Origin of the sequence: Pseudomonas sp. R62 (assembly GCF_000257605.1) — a bacterium.
Taxonomy (GTDB): domain Bacteria; phylum Pseudomonadota; class Gammaproteobacteria; order Pseudomonadales; family Pseudomonadaceae; genus Aquipseudomonas; species Aquipseudomonas atacamensis.
On sequence record NZ_JH635999.1, the window covers coordinates 1253821 to 1273196 of the forward strand.

The 19376-nt window shown below is 60.8% G+C and carries 16 protein-coding genes; 5 read left to right on the forward strand and 11 right to left on the reverse strand.

The features are described 5' to 3' along the window. On the forward strand, positions 1 to 664 hold a 664-nt coding region (locus OQK_RS23860; protein ID WP_038861659.1), incomplete at its 5' end, for an SDR family oxidoreductase. 131 nt (positions 665 to 795) lie between these two features. On the opposite strand, the gene mapR is transcribed toward OQK_RS23860, so the two are convergent. The 3 genes from mapR to OQK_RS23875 form a co-directional block, all read right to left on the reverse strand. Then, a complete protein-coding gene (gene mapR, locus OQK_RS23865; RefSeq protein WP_016774628.1) occupies positions 796 to 2205 on the reverse strand; it encodes a GntR family transcriptional regulator MpaR in 1410 nt (469 codons plus the stop codon). Positions 2206 to 2335: 130 nt separating this feature from the next. Next, positions 2336 to 3766, reverse strand: coding sequence for a cytochrome c oxidase accessory protein CcoG (ccoG, locus tag OQK_RS23870; protein ID WP_016774629.1), 1431 nt, complete (start codon positions 3764 to 3766; stop codon positions 2336 to 2338). Positions 3767 to 3961: 195 nt separating this feature from the next. Next, positions 3962 to 4210: a DUF3203 family protein gene (locus tag OQK_RS23875; protein WP_016774630.1), complete on the reverse strand. Its 249-nt coding sequence runs from the start codon at positions 4208 to 4210 to the stop codon at positions 3962 to 3964. Positions 4211 to 4333: 123 nt separating this feature from the next. Here OQK_RS23875 and OQK_RS23880 point away from each other — a divergent pair, with 123 nt between their 5' ends. After that, positions 4334 to 4846 (forward strand): MgtC/SapB family protein, encoded by a 513-nt coding sequence (locus tag OQK_RS23880; protein ID WP_016774631.1) that lies wholly within the window; start codon positions 4334 to 4336, stop codon positions 4844 to 4846. Positions 4847 to 4985: 139 nt separating this feature from the next. Here OQK_RS23880 and OQK_RS30840 read toward each other — a convergent pair whose 3' ends face one another. Next, positions 4986 to 5144 carry a hypothetical protein gene (locus tag OQK_RS30840; protein ID WP_016774632.1) on the reverse strand — a complete coding sequence of 53 codons (159 nt, stop codon included), beginning with the start codon at positions 5142 to 5144 and terminating at the stop codon, positions 4986 to 4988. 217 nt (positions 5145 to 5361) lie between these two features. On the opposite strand from OQK_RS30840, the gene OQK_RS23885 reads away from it, so the two are divergent. From OQK_RS23885 to glgB, 3 genes are all read left to right on the forward strand, one after another. Next, entirely contained in the window at positions 5362 to 7359 is a 1998-nt protein-coding gene (locus OQK_RS23885) for an alpha-1,4-glucan--maltose-1-phosphate maltosyltransferase (protein WP_016774633.1), read from the forward strand. A 146-nt stretch (positions 7360 to 7505) separates the two neighbouring features. Next, a complete protein-coding gene (gene treS, locus OQK_RS23890) occupies positions 7506 to 10847 on the forward strand; it encodes a maltose alpha-D-glucosyltransferase (protein ID WP_016774634.1) in 3342 nt (1113 codons plus the stop codon). 2 nt (positions 10848 to 10849) lie between these two features. Next, positions 10850 to 13081 (forward strand): 1,4-alpha-glucan branching protein GlgB, encoded by a 2232-nt coding sequence (gene glgB / locus OQK_RS23895; RefSeq protein ID WP_016774635.1) that lies wholly within the window; start codon positions 10850 to 10852, stop codon positions 13079 to 13081. Between the two features lie 129 nt (positions 13082 to 13210). Here the strand turns inward: glgB and OQK_RS23900 are convergent, their stop codons facing one another. The 7 genes from OQK_RS23900 to OQK_RS23930 form a co-directional block, all read right to left on the reverse strand. Continuing rightward, complete coding sequence (locus tag OQK_RS23900) at positions 13211 to 14263, reverse strand: autotransporter outer membrane beta-barrel domain-containing protein (RefSeq protein ID WP_016774636.1); 1053 nt, start codon at positions 14261 to 14263, stop codon at positions 13211 to 13213. Between the two features lie 379 nt (positions 14264 to 14642). Further along, positions 14643 to 15425 carry an endonuclease/exonuclease/phosphatase family protein gene (locus OQK_RS23905; RefSeq protein ID WP_016774637.1) on the reverse strand — a complete coding sequence of 261 codons (783 nt, stop codon included), beginning with the start codon at positions 15423 to 15425 and terminating at the stop codon, positions 14643 to 14645. 214 nt (positions 15426 to 15639) lie between these two features. After that, the gene (locus OQK_RS23910) at positions 15640 to 16398 is read right to left on the reverse strand and encodes a PIG-L deacetylase family protein (RefSeq protein WP_016774638.1); all 759 of its coding nucleotides are present in this window, start codon (positions 16396 to 16398) and stop codon (positions 15640 to 15642) included. A gap of 178 nt (positions 16399 to 16576) precedes the next feature. Then, a complete protein-coding gene (locus OQK_RS23915) occupies positions 16577 to 17236 on the reverse strand; it encodes a glycosyltransferase (protein ID WP_016774639.1) in 660 nt (219 codons plus the stop codon). Beyond that, positions 17233 to 17832, reverse strand: coding sequence for a class I SAM-dependent DNA methyltransferase (locus OQK_RS23920; RefSeq protein WP_016774640.1), 600 nt, complete (start codon positions 17830 to 17832; stop codon positions 17233 to 17235). Before OQK_RS23920 ends, OQK_RS23915 begins: the two co-directional genes overlap by 4 nt. Continuing rightward, positions 17829 to 18587 carry a PIG-L deacetylase family protein gene (locus tag OQK_RS23925; protein WP_016774641.1) on the reverse strand — a complete coding sequence of 253 codons (759 nt, stop codon included), beginning with the start codon at positions 18585 to 18587 and terminating at the stop codon, positions 17829 to 17831. The genes OQK_RS23920 and OQK_RS23925 overlap by 4 nt, the downstream gene beginning before the upstream one ends. After that, positions 18584 to 19376, reverse strand: a 793-nt coding sequence (locus tag OQK_RS23930) for an acyl-CoA dehydrogenase family protein (protein ID WP_038861660.1), incomplete at its 5' end; no start/stop codon positions are given. The genes OQK_RS23930 and OQK_RS23925, both read right to left, overlap by 4 nt.

Sequence of the window (19376 nt, forward strand, 5' to 3'; positions counted from 1 at the left end):
GATCTGCATCAACTATCAGTCGGATGAACAGGCCGCACACAGCGTGCTCGAGCAGGTTCGCGCCTTGGGCGCCCAGGCCATCGCGGTTCGCGCCGATGTCAGTATCGAAGACGAAGTGATCGCGATGTTTCAGCGCGTCGACACCGAACTGGGCCGGGTCACCGCGCTGGTCAACAACGCCGGCACCGTCGGGCAGAAGTCGCGAGTCGATGAAATGTCCGAATTCCGCATCCTCAAAATCATGAAAACCAACGTGCTGGCGCCGATCCTCTGCGCCAAGCACGCGATCCTGCGCATGTCGCCCAAACACGGCGGGCAGGGCGGCAGCATCGTCAACGTCTCCTCGGTCGCGGCACGCCTCGGTTCGCCGAATGAGTACGTTGATTACGCCGCGTCCAAAGGCGCGCTCGACACCTTCACCATCGGTCTGTCGAAAGAAGTCGCGGGTGAGGGCATTCGCGTCAATGCCGTGCGTCCGGGCTACATCTACACCGACTTCCATGCCCTGAGCGGCGACCCGGATCGGGTCAGCAAGCTCGAATCGGCGATTCCCATGGCCCGGGGCGGGCGGCCGGATGAAGTGGCGGAGGCGATTGTCTGGTTGCTGTCGGACAAGGCATCGTATGCGACCGGGACGTTTGTTGATTTGGGGGGCGGGCGTTAAACCGGTGGATTTGCAGTGTTAAAGCCGGCCTCTTCGCGAGCAGGCTCGCTCCCACATTGGTTCTGTATTCACAAAACAACTGTGGGAGCGAGCCTGCTCGCGAAGGGGCCAGTCCCGACAACATCTATCCCTCAGAACGACCGCACAATCCGCCCCAACGTCTCCATGGCCTTTTCCGATTCTTCGGTCCACGGGCTGCCGTAATTCAAGCGAATGCAATTTCTGAAACGCTGGGTCGGTGAGAAAATCGGCCCCGGCGCGATACTGATGCCTTGCGCCAATGCCATTTGAAACAGCTTCAGCGAATCCATCTGCTCCGGCAATTCCAGCCACAGAAAGTAGCCGCCCGCCGGCTGGCTGACGCGGGTCTGCGCCGGAAAGTAGCGGGCAATCGCCGCGAGCATCGCGCTCTGCTGTTCCTCCAGGGCATAACGCAGTTTGCGCAGATGCCGATCGTAGCCGCCGTGTTGCAGATAATCGGCAATCGCCGCTTGCGCCGGCATCGAAGCGCACAGCGAGGTCATCAGCTTCAGTCGCTCGATCTTCTGCGCGAAACGCCCGGCCGCCACCCAGCCGATGCGGTAGCCGGGGGCGAGACTTTTGGCGAACGAGCCGCAATGCATGACCAATCCTTCAGTATCAAAAGCCTTGGCCGGTTTTGGCGCCTGTTGCCCGTAATAAAGCTCGGCGTAGACGTCGTCCTCGATCAACGGCACCTGATGCTGACGCAGCAGTTCGACCAGCTCCTGTTTCTTCGCCTCGGGCACGGTCGCGCCCATCGGGTTCTGGAAACTGGTCATGCACCAGCAGGCCTTGATCGGATGGCGTTCCAGAGTTTGCGCGAGCACGCTCAGGTCGATGCCGTCACGCGGGTGCACGGGGATTTCCACGGCTTTGAGCTTCAGGCGCTCCAGCACTTGCAGGCAGGCATAAAACGCCGGGGCCTCGATGGCCACCAGATCGCCGGGCTCGGTCACTGCTTGCAGGCACAGGTTCAGCGCTTCGAGAGCGCCGTTGGTGATCAGTAGCTCTTCCATCGGCAGCATCAGCCCGCCGACCATGTAGCGCAGAGCAATCTGCCGGCGCAGTTGCGGGTTGCCCGGCGACATATCGGTGACGACCATGCGCGGATCCATCTCCCGCGCGGCGCTGGCCAGGGAGCGCGACAGGCGTTGCAGCGGGAACAGCGTCGGGCTGGGGAAGGCCGAGCCGAAGGGCACGGTGTTGGGGTCTTTGATCGAATCGAGTACCGAGAACACCAGTTCGCTGACGTCAACCTCGGTGGATTCGTTGACCTGGCTGCTGATCACCGGCTCGGAAAATGTGCTCGGTGTATGGGCGTTGACGAAGTAACCGGAGCGCGGCCGGGCGCGGATCAGGCCGCGGCGTTCGAGCAGGTAATAGGCCTGGAACACGGTCGACGGGCTGACCCCGTAAGCCTGGCTGGCATAGCGCACCGACGGTACCCGCTGGCCAGGCCCGAGGACGCCGGAGCGGATCAGTTCAGCGATGTCATCGGCGAATTTTTCGTAGCGTTTCATGGTGGATCCGAATGGGGTCTATAAGGAATCGCGTCGCCTCCATTCGCGAGCAGGCTCGCTCCCACAACGACCGCGATTTCCTGTGGGAGCGAGCCTGCTCGCGAATGAAAGCACCGCAGTCTAAGGGCAATCAACGATTCATCGGCGCCACAAACCGGCTCTTCGCCACGCTGTATACCTGCGGCTCGTCACTGTCTTCAATCCTGAAACTCAATGTCTGCGAACTGCTCGCCGGGCGCTCGGTGGTCATTGCCACCGACACCGGTACATCGACAATCTCCCCGGGCGCCAGGCTCAATGCCGTCTTGCCCTGCAACTCAAACCCGTCGCCATCAACCAGACTCAACCGGTAATCCTGCCGTTGCTGAGTCTTGTTGATCACTTTCAGCGAATAAATATTCTCGATCTGCCCCTGGGCGTTCTCGCGGAACAACCCGCGATCCTTGGTCACGTCCAGCGACACCATCGGTCGCTCGATCAATGCCAGTGCCAACGCTCCAATCATCACCAGTAACACCGCCGTATAGCCAATCAAGCGCGGACGCAGCAGATGGGTCTTGCCGCCCTGCAATTCGCGCTCGGAACTGTAGCGGATCAGGCCACGCGGGTAATGCATTTTGTCCATGATCGAATCGCAGGCGTCGATGCATGCTGCGCAGCCGATGCATTCCATTTGCAAGCCATCGCGGATGTCGATGCCGGTCGGGCAGACCTGCACGCACAACTGGCAGTCGATGCAATCACCCAGGCCGGCTTCGACCGGGCGCACGTCACGCTTGCGCGGGCCGCGGTTTTCGCCGCGGGCGGCGTCGTAGGCAATGGTCAGCGTGTCCTTGTCGAACATCACACTCTGGAACCGCGCATACGGGCACATGTGCATGCACACCGCCTCACGCAACCAACCGGCGTTGATGTAGGTGGCGGCGGCGAAAAACAGCACCCAGAACAGGCTGAGGCCACCGATCTGCAGGGTCAGCAGTTCTTCGGCCAGCGGCCGGATCGGGGTGAAATAGCCGACGAAGGTCAGGCCGGTCATCACGCTAATTGCCAGCCACAACGTGTGTTTGGCGGCACGCCGCGCCAGTTTGTTCAGGCTCCATGGCGCCGCTTGCAGTTTGATCCGCTGGTTGCGCTCGCCTTCGGTGATCTTCTCGCACCACATGAAGATCCACGTCCACGAACTTTGCGGGCAGGTGTAACCGCACCAGACGCGACCGGCAAACACGGTGATGGCGAAGAGTCCGAACGCGGCAATGATCAATAGCGCCGAAAGCAGAATGAAATCCTGCGGCCAGAACGTCGCGCCAAAGATGTGGAATTTGCTTTCCGCCAGATCCCAAAGTACGGCCTGCCGACCGCCCCAGTTCAGCCACACGGTGCCGAAGAACAGCACAAACAGAAGTCCGGCACCGCTCATACGCAGGTTGCGGAACAGGCCGGTGAAACTGCGAGTGTGGATCTGCTTGTCGGTGGAGCCGGCAGTCGCCTTCAGTGGGCGCGCGGGTACGCTTTTTATCGTTGGCGATGCTTCTACGGTTCGGACGGGGATTTGCTCGCTCATGTTCGTTCGCTCATCAGCCTCCATCAGGCCGATGCACTATGAGCGCCGATCTGTTTGCAGAACAGACTCAGGTTTGGCAATAAAAAGCGGATCAGATGAGGTTTGGCGCAGTGCCTGCGACAACTTGAAGCAACCTGCCAGGCGCGGCGCAAACGCCTATTGCAGGCGTCTGCGGCGGATGTTGATCGAGGTCAATCAAACCACCGAATCACTGTCATCGGCCTTCAGATGTTTGCGCCCATCCTTGGCCCCGGCGACGGTCAAGGCATCGGCTTCTGCTTCGGTGATGTAGGTGCGTTTGCCTTCGATTTCCACGAACGACATGGCTTTGTCGCTATCGGTCAGGACTTCGAGGGTGTCGCAGATGCGAATTTCCTCACCATGCTCGACGGTAAAAAAACACACTTTCTGCTCGGGGTTGGATTCATCGATTCGAACGGGCATGGCGGCAGTCCTTGTTCCAGGGAGGTCTGCATATTAGGAAGCGCAGCGCGCCGATCGTTCTGCGCAACCGATTAATGGTCGCTGTTGTCCATCGCTTATCAAGCCAATAACAAGGGAGGCACGATGGAAGACTGGTGGGATGAAGTGTGGGCCACGATGCAAGCCGAGTTCGCCGATATCGGTGATGCCTCGCAAATGACCCGGATCACCGTACGCCTGGTGATGGCGGCGATTCTCGGCGGGATACTCGGTTTCGAGCGCGAGCATAAAGGCAAGGCAGCGGGCGTGCGCACGCACATGCTGGTGGCATTGGGTGCTGCGCTATTCGTATTGGTGCCACAGACCTCGGGCGCAGAATCCGATGCCATGAGTCGGGTCTTGCAGGGCGTGATTGCCGGGATCGGCTTTCTCGGCGCCGGCACCATTCTGAAAAATCAGCAGGGCGACGAGGCCCATGTCAAAGGCCTGACCACGGCGGCGGGTTTATGGATGACGGCAGCGATCGGCGTGGCGGCGGGGCTGGGCAAGGAAGCGACGGCATTGCTCAGTACCATTCTGGCGCTGGCGATCTTCAGCGTGATGCCGTACGTGGTGAGGGTGTTCGAAAAGGATGTCGACAAGAACGACCACCTCTGACTCAGCGCCAACTGATGATCGTTTCCACGCTCCGCGTGGGAATGCTTCAACGGACGCTCCGCGTTCGGCTCTGGATGGGACGCAGAGCGTCCCGGGCTGCATTCCCACGCGGAGCATGGGGACGATCAGGGGGCAAGGGTCAGACGATCACCGGCGGCATCGTGCTCGGTGGCTCTTCTTTCGGTGGTGGCGTGGTGCCTGGCGGCTCTTGCTCGGGCACCGGTGGCGGTTCGGTCTCCGGCAGGGTGGGTTTGTCGATGTTCGGATCGGGCGTTTCCGCCGGGATCGGGATGCTCATCAGGTGACCTCCGTATGGCACATGGCGTGGGACGTGCTTAAGTGAGTTGACCCGGCCACGACAAATTCGATCCGCAGGTTTGTCTTGTTAATTTCATCTGAACTTTTCCCCGCGCCGGTTGCTCGGAACCTAAGTGAGTTCATGACAGGGCCGGCGCTTTGTCGCGAATACTGTTCCGGCACAAGAGCGTCCTTGGGGCGTTAAGGAGAGATGCTCAATGACTGCTGAAAGACCTTCAGAGCTGAGTTACAACCCGCACATGCCGCTGTCGCAGGCGTTGCTGCTGCCACGTATCGTCATCGAAAACACCATGCCGACCCTCGACGGCGGCCAGTTCGCCGCCAAATCGATTGCCGGGCGCGAAGTGGTAGTGACCAGCAAAGTCTTTGCCGACGGTCATGACAAGCTCGCCGTGCGCATTCGCTGGCGCGAGGAAGGCCAGGAAACCTGGCAGACCGAGGTCATGTCCGATCAGGGCAACAACACCTGGCAAGGCCAGTTCCGCCCCGAAGAGCAGGGCCGCTACCTCTATTGTATCGAAGCGTGGATCGACCATTTCGCCAGCTTCCAATACGAACTGGAAAAGAAGCACAGCGCGGCGGTGCCGGTTTCTCTGGAGTTGCAGGAAGGCCGGACGATGGTGCAACAGGCCGCCGAACGCAGCGAAGGCCAGCTCAGCGAGCAGCTCGCGGCGCTGCACCATGAATTGTCGGGCCTGCTCGAAACCGAGCAGGTCGCACTGTTTCTGCACTCGCGCAGTGCAGAGCTGATGGCTCAGGCCGATCACCGTGCCTACCTCAGCATCAGCGCCGAATTCCCCATGGACGTCGAGCGTGAACTGGCCGAATTCGCCAGTTGGTATGAGCTGTTTCCGCGCTCGATCACCGACGATCCCCAGCGTCACGGCACTTTCAACGATGTGCACTCGCGTCTGCCGATGATTCAGGACATGGGGTTCGACGTGTTGTACTTCACGCCGATTCACCCGATCGGCCGCGCCCACCGCAAGGGCCGCAACAATTCCCTGACTGCCGGACCGGACGATCCCGGCAGTCCGTACGCGATCGGCAGCGAAGAGGGTGGCCACGAAGCGATTCACTCGCAACTCGGCACCCGTGAAGATTTCCGCCGTTTGGTGGCCGCCGCCGCCGACCATGGCCTGGAAATCGCTCTCGACTTCGCCATCCAGTGTTCTCAGGATCACCCGTGGCTCAAAGAGCATCCGGGCTGGTTCAACTGGCGCCCGGACGGCACGATCAAATACGCCGAAAACCCGCCGAAGAAATACCAGGACATCGTCAACGTCGACTTCTATGCGCCGGACGCGATTCCGAGCCTGTGGGTCGAGTTGCGCGACATCGTCGTCGGCTGGGTCAAGGAAGGCGTGAAAATCTTCCGCGTTGACAACCCGCACACCAAACCGCTGCCGTTCTGGCAATGGCTGATCGCCGATGTACGCACCCTGTATCCGGAAGTGATCTTCCTCGCCGAGGCTTTCACCACGCCGGCGATGATGGCGCGTCTGGGCAAGGTCGGTTACTCGCAGAGCTACACCTATTTCACCTGGCGCAATACCAAGGCTGAGCTGGCGGAATACTTCACCGAACTGAATCAGTCGCCGTGGCGCGAATGCTACCGGCCGAATTTCTTCGTCAACACCCCGGACATCAACCCGGCGTTTTTGCATGAGTCGGGGCGTCCCGGTTTCCTCATCCGCGCTGCCTTGGCAACGATGGGCTCGGGCCTGTGGGGTATGTATTCAGGCTTCGAGTTATGCGAATCGGCGCCGGTGCCAGGCAAAGAGGAATACCTGGATTCGGAGAAATACGAGATCCGTGTCCGCGACTTCACCGCGCCGGGCAACATCATTGCCGAGATCGCTCAGCTCAACCGCATCCGCCGACAGAATCCGGCGCTGCACACGCATCTGGGGCTGAAAATCTACAACGCCTGGAACGACAACATTCTGTACTTCGGCAAGCGCAGCGCCGATGGCAGCAATTTCATTCTGGTCGCGGTCAGCCTCGATCCGCATAACGTGCAGGAAGCGAATTTCGAACTGCCGCTGTGGGAAATGGGCCTGCCGGACGATGCCACCACCCATGGCGAAGATTTGATGAACGGCCATCGCTGGGACTGGCACGGCAAATATCAGTTCATGCGCATTGACCCGGCGTATCAGCCGTTCGGGATTTGGCGGATCAGCGCCACGTAATGATCGTTCCCACGCTCTGCGTGGGAATGCATCCCGGGACGCTCCGCGTCCCAAAGCGGACGCAGAGCGTCCATGGCGGCATTCCCACGCAGAGCGTGGGAACGATCGTCGTGGGACGCCCATAAAGTATTCAACAGGAGTTCCACATGGCGAAGAAACCCAAGGCAGCCGCCTTCATCAAAGACCCGCTCTGGTACAAGGACGCGGTGATCTATCAGGTTCACGTCAAATCGTTTTTCGACTCCAACAATGACGGGATCGGCGACTTTCCCGGGCTTATCGCCAAACTCGATTACATTGCCGACCTCGGCGTCAACACCATCTGGCTGCTGCCGTTCTATCCCTCGCCACGTCGCGACGACGGCTACGACATCGCCGAATACCGTGGCGTGCACAGCGACTACGGGACTATGGCCGACGCCAAGCGCTTCATTGCCGAAGCGCACAAGCGCGGGCTGCGGGTGATCACCGAGCTGGTCATCAACCACACCTCCGACCAGCACCCGTGGTTCCAGCGTGCGCGTAAAGCCAAGCCGGGTTCGGCGGCGCGGGATTTCTACGTCTGGTCCGATGACGACCAGAAATACGACGGCACGCGGATCATCTTCCTCGACACCGAGAAATCCAACTGGACCTGGGACCCGGTCGCCGGCCAATACTTCTGGCACCGCTTCTATTCGCACCAGCCGGATCTGAACTTCGATAACCCGCAAGTGATGAAAGCCGTGTTGTCGGTGATGCGCTACTGGCTGGACATGGGCATCGACGGCCTGCGCCTTGACGCGATTCCGTACCTGATCGAGCGCGACGGCACCAACAACGAAAACCTGCCCGAGACCCACGACGTCCTCAAGCAGATCCGTGCCGAGATCGACGCCAACTACCCCGACCGGATGCTGCTGGCCGAGGCCAATCAGTGGCCGGAAGACACTCAGCTGTATTTCGGTGACACCGATGCCGCTGGCGTCAATGGCGACGAATGCCACATGGCCTTCCACTTCCCGCTGATGCCGCGCATGTACATGGCGCTGGCGCAGGAAGATCGCTTCCCGATTACTGACATTCTCCGGCAGACCCCGGAAATCCCGGCGAATTGCCAGTGGGCGATTTTCCTGCGCAACCACGATGAGCTGACCCTGGAAATGGTCACCGACCGCGAGCGCGATTACCTGTGGAATTACTACGCGGCTGACCGTCGCGCACGGATCAACCTCGGTATTCGCCGCCGACTCGCACCGTTGATGGAACGCGATCGTCGCCGCATCGAACTGCTCAACAGCCTGCTGCTGTCGATGCCCGGCACGCCGACCCTGTATTACGGCGACGAAATCGGCATGGGCGACAATATCTACCTTGGCGACCGCGACGGCGTGCGTACGCCGATGCAGTGGTCGATCGACCGCAACGGCGGTTTCTCCCGCGCCGATCCGGCCAGTCTGGTACTGCCGCCGATCATGGATCCGCAGTATGGCTATCAGTCGGTCAACGTCGAAACCCAGTCCGGCGATCCGCATTCGCTGTTGAACTGGACGCGGCGCCTGCTGGCCGTGCGCAAGCAATCGAAAGCCTTCGGCCGTGGCACGTTGAAAATGCTCTCGCCGGCCAACCGTCGCGTGCTGGCTTATACGCGCGAATACACCGATGTCGATGGCAAGCACGAAATCATCCTGTGTGTGGCCAACGTTTCGCGCAGTGCGCAAGCGGTCGAGCTGGACCTGTCGGCGTACGTCGGCATGGTGCCGGTGGAAATGCTCGGCGGTAATGCGTTCCCGCCGATTGGCCAGTTGAATTTCCTTCTGACCCTGGCGCCGTACGGCTTCTATTGGTTTGCGCTGGCAGCGGAGAACCAGATGCCAAGCTGGCACGTCGAACCGGCGCAGAGCCTGCCGGACTTCACTACGCTGGTGCTGAAAAAACGCATGGAAGAATTGCTCGAAGCGCCGTCGCGCAACACGCTGGAGCAAAGCATTCTGCCGAGCTGGCTGCAGAACCGTCGCTGGTTCGCCGGCAAGGATGCGGCGATCGAGAAGGTCAATCTGGCTTACGGCGTGCGTTTCGGTGATGCCCAGCATCCAGTGCTGCTCAGCGAAATCGAAGTCACCAGCGGTGGCCAGACCAACCGTTATCAACTGCCGTTCGGCTTCATTGCCGAAGACCATGTCGGCCCGCCGTTGCCGCAGCAATTGGCGCTATCGCGTGTACGCCGTGTGCGTCAGGTCGGTCTGATTACTGATGCGTTCAGCCTGGAGACTTTCGTCCGCGCCGTTCTGCAAGGCATGCAGAACAACACCGTACTGGAGTCGATTGAAGGCGAAATCCGCTTCGAACAGACAGATCATCTGGAAAAACTCGGCCTCGGCGCCGAGTCGGATGTGCGCTACCTGTCGGCCGAGCAATCGAACAGCTCCGTGGTTGTCGGCAACAGCCTGGTGCTTAAGCTGATACGCAAAGTGGCTTCTGGCGTACACCCGGAACTGGAGATGAGCGCTTACCTGACCGAGGCCGGGTTTGCCAATATCTCGCCACTGCTGGGTTCGGTGATTCGCCGTGACGCGCAGGGGGAAGACAACTTGCTGATGATCGCCCAAGGCTATCTGAGCAATCAGGGCGACGCATGGGAATGGACGCAGAACAACCTGGAAAGGGCGTTGCGCGATGAACTGGCCGACGCCATGTCCGAGCAGGAGCAGCATTACAACGCGCTCGGCGAGCTGAAGGACTTCGCCGGCATGCTCGGTCAGCGTCTGGGCGAGATGCATCAGGTGCTCGCTGCGCCAACCGAGAACGCCGACTTTGCGCCGCAAGTGTCGTCGAGCAAGGACATGGCCGCGACGGCCAAGGATGTCACCGCCCAGGTCGAACATGCCTTGAAACTGCTCAAGCAGCATCAAGGCGAGTTGAACGCGGCGGACCAGAAACTGGTCAAGCGTCTGCTCGACGAGAAAAAAACCATTCTTGCCCATGTGCAGGATCTGGCGAAGAAAGCCACTGGCGGCTTGCGCATCCGGGTGCATGGCGACTTGCATTTGGGTCAGGTGCTGGTGATCAAGGGCGATGCCTACTTGATTGACTTCGAGGGCGAACCGGCGCGGCCGTTGAGTGAGCGTCGCGGCAAGCACAGCCCGTACAAGGATGTCAGCGGCGTACTGCGTTCGTTTGATTACGCTGCGGCGATGACCATCAATGTGCACAACGTCGACAACAGCGTCGAAGCCGAAGCGGCGCGTAAACGTGTCGCCGAGCGTTATCTGCGCGAAGCACGCGAGGCATTTGTTCAGGCATACCGCGAGGCAGCAGCTAGTCTTGAGCATGCCTGGCAGGATCCTCAGGGTGCCGACGCCGCGCTGGCGTTGTTCGGCCTGGAAAAAGCCGCTTATGAAGTGGCCTACGAGGCGGAAAACCGCCCAACGTGGCTGCCCGTGCCATTGCACGGCTTGTATGGATTATTGACAGGGCTTAAACCCTTTTCCGATCTTGGTGGAGAGTAGTCATGAGTTTCTCGAACAAGGAACAGGGTGTGGTAAAGGAAGCATTGTTACCCTCGGCACGCGACATCGATGCTTTGGTGCGCGCTGAACATCAGGACCCGTTTTCCATTCTCGGCCCGCACGGCGATGGCGCTGGTGGGCAGTTCATCCGCGCCTATCTGCCCGGTGCGCTGAGTGTGGCGGTGCTGGACAAGGACAGCGGCGAAGAGCTTGGCCCGCTGGAGATGACCGAGACGCCGGGGCTGTTTGTCGGCCATTTCGATCAGGCGCGACCGTACCTGTTGCGCACGCGCTGGGCCGGTGGCGAGCAGGTTGCCGAAGATCCGTACAGCTTTGGCCAACTGCTGGGCGAAATGGATTTGTATCTGTTCGCCGAAGGCAATCACCGTGACCTCAGCGCTTGCCTCGGTGCACAGCTGAAAACCGTTGATGGCGTTGACGGCGTGCGCTTTGCCGTGTGGGCGCCGAATGCCCGCCGTGTCTCGGTGGTTGGCGATTTCAACGTCTGGGACGGTCGTCGTCACCCGATGCGCCTGCGCCATCCTTCGGGCGTGTGGGAGTTGTTCATCCCTCGCCTGCAAGCGGGGGAGCTGTACAAGTACGAAATCCTCGGCGCTCACGGCATTCTGCCGCTCAAGGCCGACCCGATGGCGCTGGCCACCAGCCTGCCACCGGACACCGCCTCGAAAGTCGCCTCGCCGTTGCAAATCGACTGGCAGGATCACGAGTGGATGAATTCCCGTCAGGATCGCCAGCAGCGCTCCAAACCTTTGTCGATCTACGAGTTGCACGCCGGTTCGTGGCAGTGCGAGCTGGATGATCTCGGCGAGGTTGCGCGCCAGTACACCTGGCCGGAGCTGGCCGAGCGGCTGATTCCTTACGTGAAAGAGCTGGGATTCACCCACATCGAATTGATGCCGATCATGGAGCACCCGTTCGGTGGTTCCTGGGGTTATCAGTTGCTTTCGCAGTTCGCGCCGAGCGCGCGTTACGGCACACCGGATCAGTTCGCCGCGTTCGTCAACGCCTGTCACCAGGCCGACATCGGTGTGATTCTCGACTGGGTGCCGGCGCATTTCCCCACCGATACCCACGGTCTGGCGCAGTTCGACGGCACCGCGCTGTACGAGTACGGCAATCCGCTGGAAGGCTTCCATCAGGATTGGGACACGCTGATCTACAACCTCGGCCGTACTGAAGTGCACGGCTACATGCTGGCCTCGGCGCTGCACTGGCTGAAACACTTCCACATCGACGGCCTGCGTGTCGATGCGGTGGCCTCGATGCTATATCGCGACTATTCGCGTAAAGCGGGCGAGTGGGTACCGAATCGTCACGGTGGTCGCGAGAACCTGGAGGCCATCGACTTCCTGCGTCATTTGAACGACGTGGTTGAACTGGAAGCGCCGGGTGCGCTGGTGATCGCCGAAGAGTCCACCGCATGGCCGGGCGTCAGCCAGAGCACCCAGCAGGGCGGCCTGGGCTTTTCCTACAAATGGAACATGGGCTGGATGCACGATTCGCTGCACTACATCCAGCAGGACCCGGTGTACCGCGCCCATCACCACAACGAGTTGAGCTTTGGTCTGGTCTACGCCTGGTCCGAGCGCTTCATCCTGCCGATTTCCCACGACGAAGTGGTGCACGGCAAGCACTCGCTGATCGACAAGATGCCCGGCGACCGCTGGCAGAAATTTGCCAACCTGCGCGCCTATCTGAGCTTCATGTGGACGCATCCGGGTAAGAAATTGCTGTTCATGGGCTGCGAGTTTGGCCAGTGGCGCGAGTGGAACCACGATCAGCAGCTGGACTGGTACCTGCTGCAGTATTCCGAGCACAAAGGCGTGCAGAAACTGGTGGGCGATCTCAACCGGCTGTATCGCGAAGAGCCGGCACTGCACGATCAGGACGACGCGCCGCAAGGCTTCCAGTGGTTGATTGGCGATGATGCGATCAACAGCGTTTACGCATGGCTACGCTGGAGCAAGGACGGCTCGCCGGTTTTGGTCGTCGCCAACTTCACACCGGTACCGCGCCAGTCGTATCGGGTCGGCGTGCCGTTTGCCGGGCGCTGGACCGAGCTGTTCAACAGTGACGCCGACATTTACGCCGGCTCCAACTATGGCAATGGTGGCGGGGCATTGACCGATGAAGTACCGAGTCATGGTCAATCGTTGTCGCTGGAACTGAATCTTCCGCCGTTGGCGGTGTTGATTCTCAAGCCGCAGGGCTGATCCAGGAACAGTAAAACTGTGGGAGCGGGCTTGCCCGCGATGAGGCCGTCACATTCAGCATCTCTGTTGACTGAGATGCCGCCATCGCTGGCAAGCCAGCTCCCACAGGGTTTTTCAGTGATCAGCAGATCACCAGCGCATCCGCACGCCGAGGCTGCCGATGATCCCGTTCAGGTCATTGTCATCCACATCGCTGCTGTAATCGGCGCTCATGTACAGGCTTACCGCCGGTGTGACCCGCGCCACCAGTCCCAAACCCAATTCCACCGTTGAAGACTTGCGGCTGCTGCTGATCTTGTCGACCTGATCGAGCGTCACCGTGCTGCCGGTGTAAACGGTGTGCCAGAGGTTGGTGCGCACGTAAGGCTCTACCGGCAACCCGTTCAAGTCATAACTGCCTTTCAATCGCGCACCGACGCGGCCACTCCACGCGGTCAGGTCGGTGGAAGAGGCATTGCCCGAGCCGGCGTACGGAGCGTCGAGACTGATGCGCTGGTTGATCAGTTGTGCCTGCGGCTCGACCACCCAGTTTTCACTCAAGCCGATCGGGTAACCGCCTTCGACGGAAAAGGTCATTGCGTTGCCTTCGGTGGCTTGCCGATTACCTTGCGCAGTGCGACTGAAGCCGCTGACCCGACCGCCGCTGGCCGACAGGTCGACGTGCCAGCCTTGCGCACCCACCAGACTGTAATAGGCGCCCAGGCTCTGGCCTTGCAGGTTGAGGCTGTCAGTGTTGCGGTCGGCGAGGGCACGTCGGGTCAGCGCACCATCGGCATTCAGCTGGACCTGATTGTCGCCACCTATGAGACCTAGGGTCTGAGTAGTCCCGTTAGCGCTTTTCAACGTGACCACGGCCGGACCTTTGAACTCGCCAGCGGCCATCGCATAACCGGATGAAAGTGCGTCGGTCTGTGCTTGCCGAGCGCTTTTGCCGTACAGCTCATCCCATGCGGAGGGCGCGAGATCCTCAGTGATCAGGCGCGAACTCTGCTGACTTAATGGCTGCGGTCCGGGTGTTATCACGGTTACTGGCAAGGTCAGCACCGGTACGTCGGCGTGATACCACGCGGGTTCGTCCGCCGCAGATCCCGCATGCGCCTCCATGGACGAGCACAGCAGCAGTGAGCCTGACACTGTGCAAAGGGTGATTTTCAGTTCGTGTGGGGTCAGTGAAGTTTTCATGGAGGTCTACCTTGCAAGCGCATGCGTCATCTCGTGTTTGGCGCCTCTCCTACCCCGAACGAGGGGCGACCGAATAGAGCGGGGCGAACCGCGGCTGCTCGATTTCGCGAGTGCCGGAAGGTCAGCCCCAGTAGTGATTCCGGGGGTAGTAAGGTAGAGATAAGAAGAGTGACGCCTGCGCGTCAAGAAAATGCACGATGAATGGCGTGCTTAAATCAGCCTTTGCAAGCGTTTGTTTTTCTGCACATAACTAAGTGGTTGTTTGCATGGAAAAACGCTTGCGAAGCAGGCGGCTGACGGTTTTTTGCCGCCGACGAAAGGTCCTTCCGAGCGTTGGTTGCCGGGAAGGCCTGTCATTTAATTGCTGTCAAAAACGCAGCTACAGGTGTACTTCAACTGCTAACGGCAGGTGATCCGAAAGATGCGTCCACGGCTTGTTGCCAAGAATCCTTGGATCGTGGCTACTGGCATTGCGCAGGTAGATCCGGTCAAGCCTCAGCAAGGGAAACCGCGCGGGATAGGTTTTCGCCGGGCGCCCATGATGGCGCTCAAAGGCTTCATGCAGATAATCGCGACGGGCGAGGGCGGCGTTGCCTTGCAACTGCCAGTCATTGAAATCGCCGGCGATGATCACCGGCGCATCGTCGGGTAGAGATTCAAGCAGCTGACAGAGCAGTTGCAACTGCAATTGCCGATGGCTTTCCAGCAGACTCAAATGCACACAGATCGCATGCACCTCGGCATGCCCGGGGACATCAAGAATGCAGTGCAACAGCCCGCGCCGTTCAGGCCCGGTGATCGACACGTCGAGGTTGCGATATTCGCGGATCGGGTATTTCGACAGCAGCGCGTTGCCGTGGTGGCCATCCGGGTAAACGGCGTTGCGCCCGTAGGCAAAATCGCTCCACATGCTGTCGGCGAGGAATTCGTACTGCGACGTCTGCGGCCAGTCGTTGTAACGACTGGAATGGCGTTCGTGCTCACCCACCACTTCCTGCAGAAACACCAGATCGGCCGAGGTACTGCGCATCGCTTCGCGCAGCTCCGGTAGAACGAACCGCCGATTCAGCGCGGTGAAGCCCTTGTGGGTGTTGACCGTGAGTACCCGCAGGCGATGAATGACTGGCGCGTCGACCGCTTGACGCTTGGGATCGCTGGACACGTTCACTCCTCTGAATTGGGCCATGCCTGTTCATGCGACTGGTTTGAGGGGGTGGCAGTTCCTTCCAGAAATGTTTGATCGTACACAGGACTCTGTGGGAGCTGGCTTGCCAGCGATGGGGCCAAATCAGCAGTATCTCTGTTGCCTGATACACCGCTATCGCTGGCAAGCCAGCTCCCACAGGGTTTCACGGTGTCAGAGGGGGCTTTGGCGTTCAGAAGAAGACGATTTCATACGGCAAGCGCATCCGCTCCAGCAGCACCGGCGGCAGCAGCGGGGCGATGCCGATGGCCGGTTCGCCCTTGAGCTGGCTGGCGTAAGCGTGGGTGGCGTGGCTCTTGCGCGCGACTGTCCAAGTGTCTAGACGCAGCTTGCGCGCGCGTTCCCAGGGAATCATCTGCTGTTCGCGCTCCGGCCAGTGCCAGGCCCACACCGGCACATCGTGATAGGTCGCCCCGGCTTTCTGCGCCGCGTCGAAACTGGCCCGGCCAACCACTTCATGATCCGGCGGGCCATCCTTGCGCCAGGTACTGAACACTACGTCGCCCGGTCGCAGGTAACGGCCGATGAACTCGGTGAGCTGGCTTTGCTGATCACTCAGTGCATTGTCAGTAAAGCCGCCGCGCACCCACTTCAGGCTGTGCATGGGCAGGCCGAGGCGGCGCAGGGCTTCAACGCTTTCCTGCGGGCGGAACACGCTCAGACGTTGTTCCGACCACTGGCGCGAGCCGGGGTGGCTGGCGCTACCGTCGGTAATCGAGAGCAATTGCAGGGGATGGCCAAGGCTGGAGAGCAGTTGCAGCAGACCGCCGCAAGTGACCACTTCATCGCCCGGATGCGGGGCGATGACCACGGCGCGGGCGCCGGCGGGTACCAGGCTGTGGGTGTTGATGACGGGAATATTGTCGAGTTGCGGCGCGCTGTTCCAGATCTGTGCCGGCAGGCCGTGTTCGTTGAGCAATGACGATTTCATGAGTGCGACGTCCTTGTGGTATCTCGCCCTCAGTCGTGAGCAGCCAACGCTGATCGCGGCCCGTGAAGGCAAATGAATAGCAACGGTGCAGTGCTCCAACCCTTGGATTACTGCGAGGCAGAGTATTGCTCAAGACAGCCGATTCGTCGCGTCACAGATCAATCTGATCCGTAATTTTTTATTCCAGCTGTGCCAGATTGCGCAGAAAATCACCGAACCCGCCCTTGGCCCGACTGTCGAGACGGGCGCTGGTATGCACTTGCGGGCGGTGACTCCAGGCGATATTGGCGCCGCTGCGCTCCAGCGCACGCACCAGTTGCACATCCTCGTCACAGGTCAGCGACTTGAAACCGCCGGCCAGACGATAAGCCTCGGCGCTGACACCGAGGTTGGCGCCGTGAATGTGTCGATGCCCCTCACGGGCCTGATAATGGCGGTGATAGCGAATCTGCGCCGCCTCATCGATCGATTCGTGCCAGTGTTCGACCGTTACCGTGCCGCACACTGCGTCAGCCTCCAGCCCCAGTTGCGCCGCCAGCCAGTCATCGGCGACGCGGCTGTCGGCGTCGGTGCAGGCGATCCAGCGGGCACCGCGCTCGAGCAACAGGCGCGCACCGGTGGCGCGGGCTTCGCCAACGTTGCGCGCATCGATCTGCAAGCTGAGCACTGGATAAGCGCTGACGATCTGCGCCGAGCCATCGCTGCAACTGTCGAGCACCACCAGGATTTCCACCGGCTCGCCGGCCAGTTGTGCATGCTGGCTGGCGCGCAACGCTGCACGCAGGCATTCATCAAGCAGCGCCTCTTCGTTGTGCGCCGGAATCACAATACCGATCAACGCAAGCCCTCCAGGGCCGCCACCGAGCGTGGCTCGCGGCTCCACAGTTCGAGAATGAAATCCGCTTCCTGATGCAGCACCAGACGCGGCAAAGCCAATTGATCGTGGATCTGATCGTGGACCTGCCGTGCATTCAGCGGGCAGCCCTCGATCGGCGGGCGCCAGTGGCAGGCAAGCAATTGTCCGTCGGCGGTCAGTGACTCACTGATCCGGCGAATCATTTCTGTGAGATCTTTTTCGTCGAGGTAGTAGCCGATTTCGCTGAATACAATCAGGTCGAATTTTTCCTCCGGCCATTCAGCCGGAAGGCGGCCCTGACGGACTTCGGTATGCTCGAAAATGCTTAAGCGAGTGCGCGCCAGCTTCACCGCCGCGCTCGCCGTGTCACAACACAACAGGCGGTCGCAGCGCGGGGCCAGCTCTGCACTCAGTTCGCCGTTGGCGCAGCCCGGTTCGAACACCGACCTGTAGCGCGGGCGGGGCAGGGCGGCGAGGGTGATCGCGCGCTTGCGCTGTTCGTACCAGCGCTGGCGAAACGCCCATGGGTCGTCATTGCCCGCGAACAGGCCGTCGAAATAGCGGTCATCGACGCTCACAGGAACACCACTTCAAAAGGTTGCAGCAAACGATCGAGCACATAGGGCGCGAGCACCGGCCCGAGGCCGACGTCGCGATCGCCTTCCAACTGGCTGGCGAACGCGTGCGCGGCGTGGCGTTTACGTGCGATGTGCGTCGGTGAAAGGAGAATCTTGCGCGCACGCTCCCATGGCACCGAAGCGTCTTCCGGGGTTGCCCAGTGCCAGGTCCAGACCGGAAGTTCATGGCAGGTCGCACCAACGCGTCGCGCCGCTTCGACACTGGCGCGGCCGACGGCCTCGTGATCGCTGTGACCGTCCTGGCGCCAGGTAGTGAAAACCACGTCACTGGCATGCAGATAACCGGCGATGAATTCGCTCAACTCGGTTTCCTGCGCCGCCACTTGCGTATCGGTAAAACCTCCGCGCAGCCATTTCAGGCTATGCATCGGCAGACCGAGACGACGCAAGGCTTCGGCAGACTCCTGCGGACGCACCACGCTCAAACGCTCGACTGTCCAACGCTGCGAGCCGGGGTGACTGGCGCTGCCATCGGTGACCGAAATCAACTGCAACGGCCGTCCGGCTGCCGCCAGCAACTGCATGATGCCGCCGCAACCGAGCACTTCGTCATCCGGGTGCGGCGCGATGATCACCGCTCGCGAGCCCAGCGGTACCAAGTCAAGAATGTCGATGGCCGGCAGCTCGGCCAGACGCCGCGAAGCCTGCCATTGCTGCAATGAAGTGCCCTGGCCAACGATCGGGTTGGCTTTCATAACGCCCAGACCTCGCAGGACTGACCAGCAATCTGCTGGCCCAGTGCAGCAAGGTCGCGTTCAGCGTGACTCTGGCGCAGAAACACCGGCAGGTCGGCACTCAACCGGGCGAAATGCCGATCCTGACAAAACGGCCCGGCACCCAACGCACGACCGACTTCACGCATCACCTGTTCAGCAGACTGTTCAACCACGGCGCGGGCGCGGCGGGCGAGCAATTCAGCGTCGGCCTCGGGCTGCGCATCGATTTGCAGCGCGCTGAAGCGCAACACATCGGCTGCCGCTTGCAGTGCTGTGTCAGTCGCACCGAGATGGGCGAGGGCGTGCGGTTCATCGCGTTGCGCGCAATGCTGACGCAGCCCTTCGGCAATCCGCCGTGAAGCGCCATACCAGCAAGCGGCGATACCGATCCCGCCCTGCCAGAACCCCGGTCGTTGCAGGTAATCACCGGGGTTGCCAATGGCCTGCGCTTCAGCGTTGTCGAACAGTACTTCGACGCTGCCGGTGGCCGCCATGCCCACCGCTTGCCAGCCTTGATCGGTGATGGTCACGCCAGGTTGATCGAGTGCAACTGCAACCAATTGCTGCTGACCGTCCGCGTCCCATGCGGTAAGCAAGGCGTGGCTGAGCACCGCAGCGCCAGAGCACCAGGCCTTGCGCCCGTTCAGCGTCACCATATGCCCGGCCGGCGTGACTTTCACCCGTGCCTGCGGCGGTTCGGCGGCCCACATGCCCCACGTGCTGCCCGGGGTTGGCGTACCGCCCAATTGCTCGATGATCGCCAGCGCA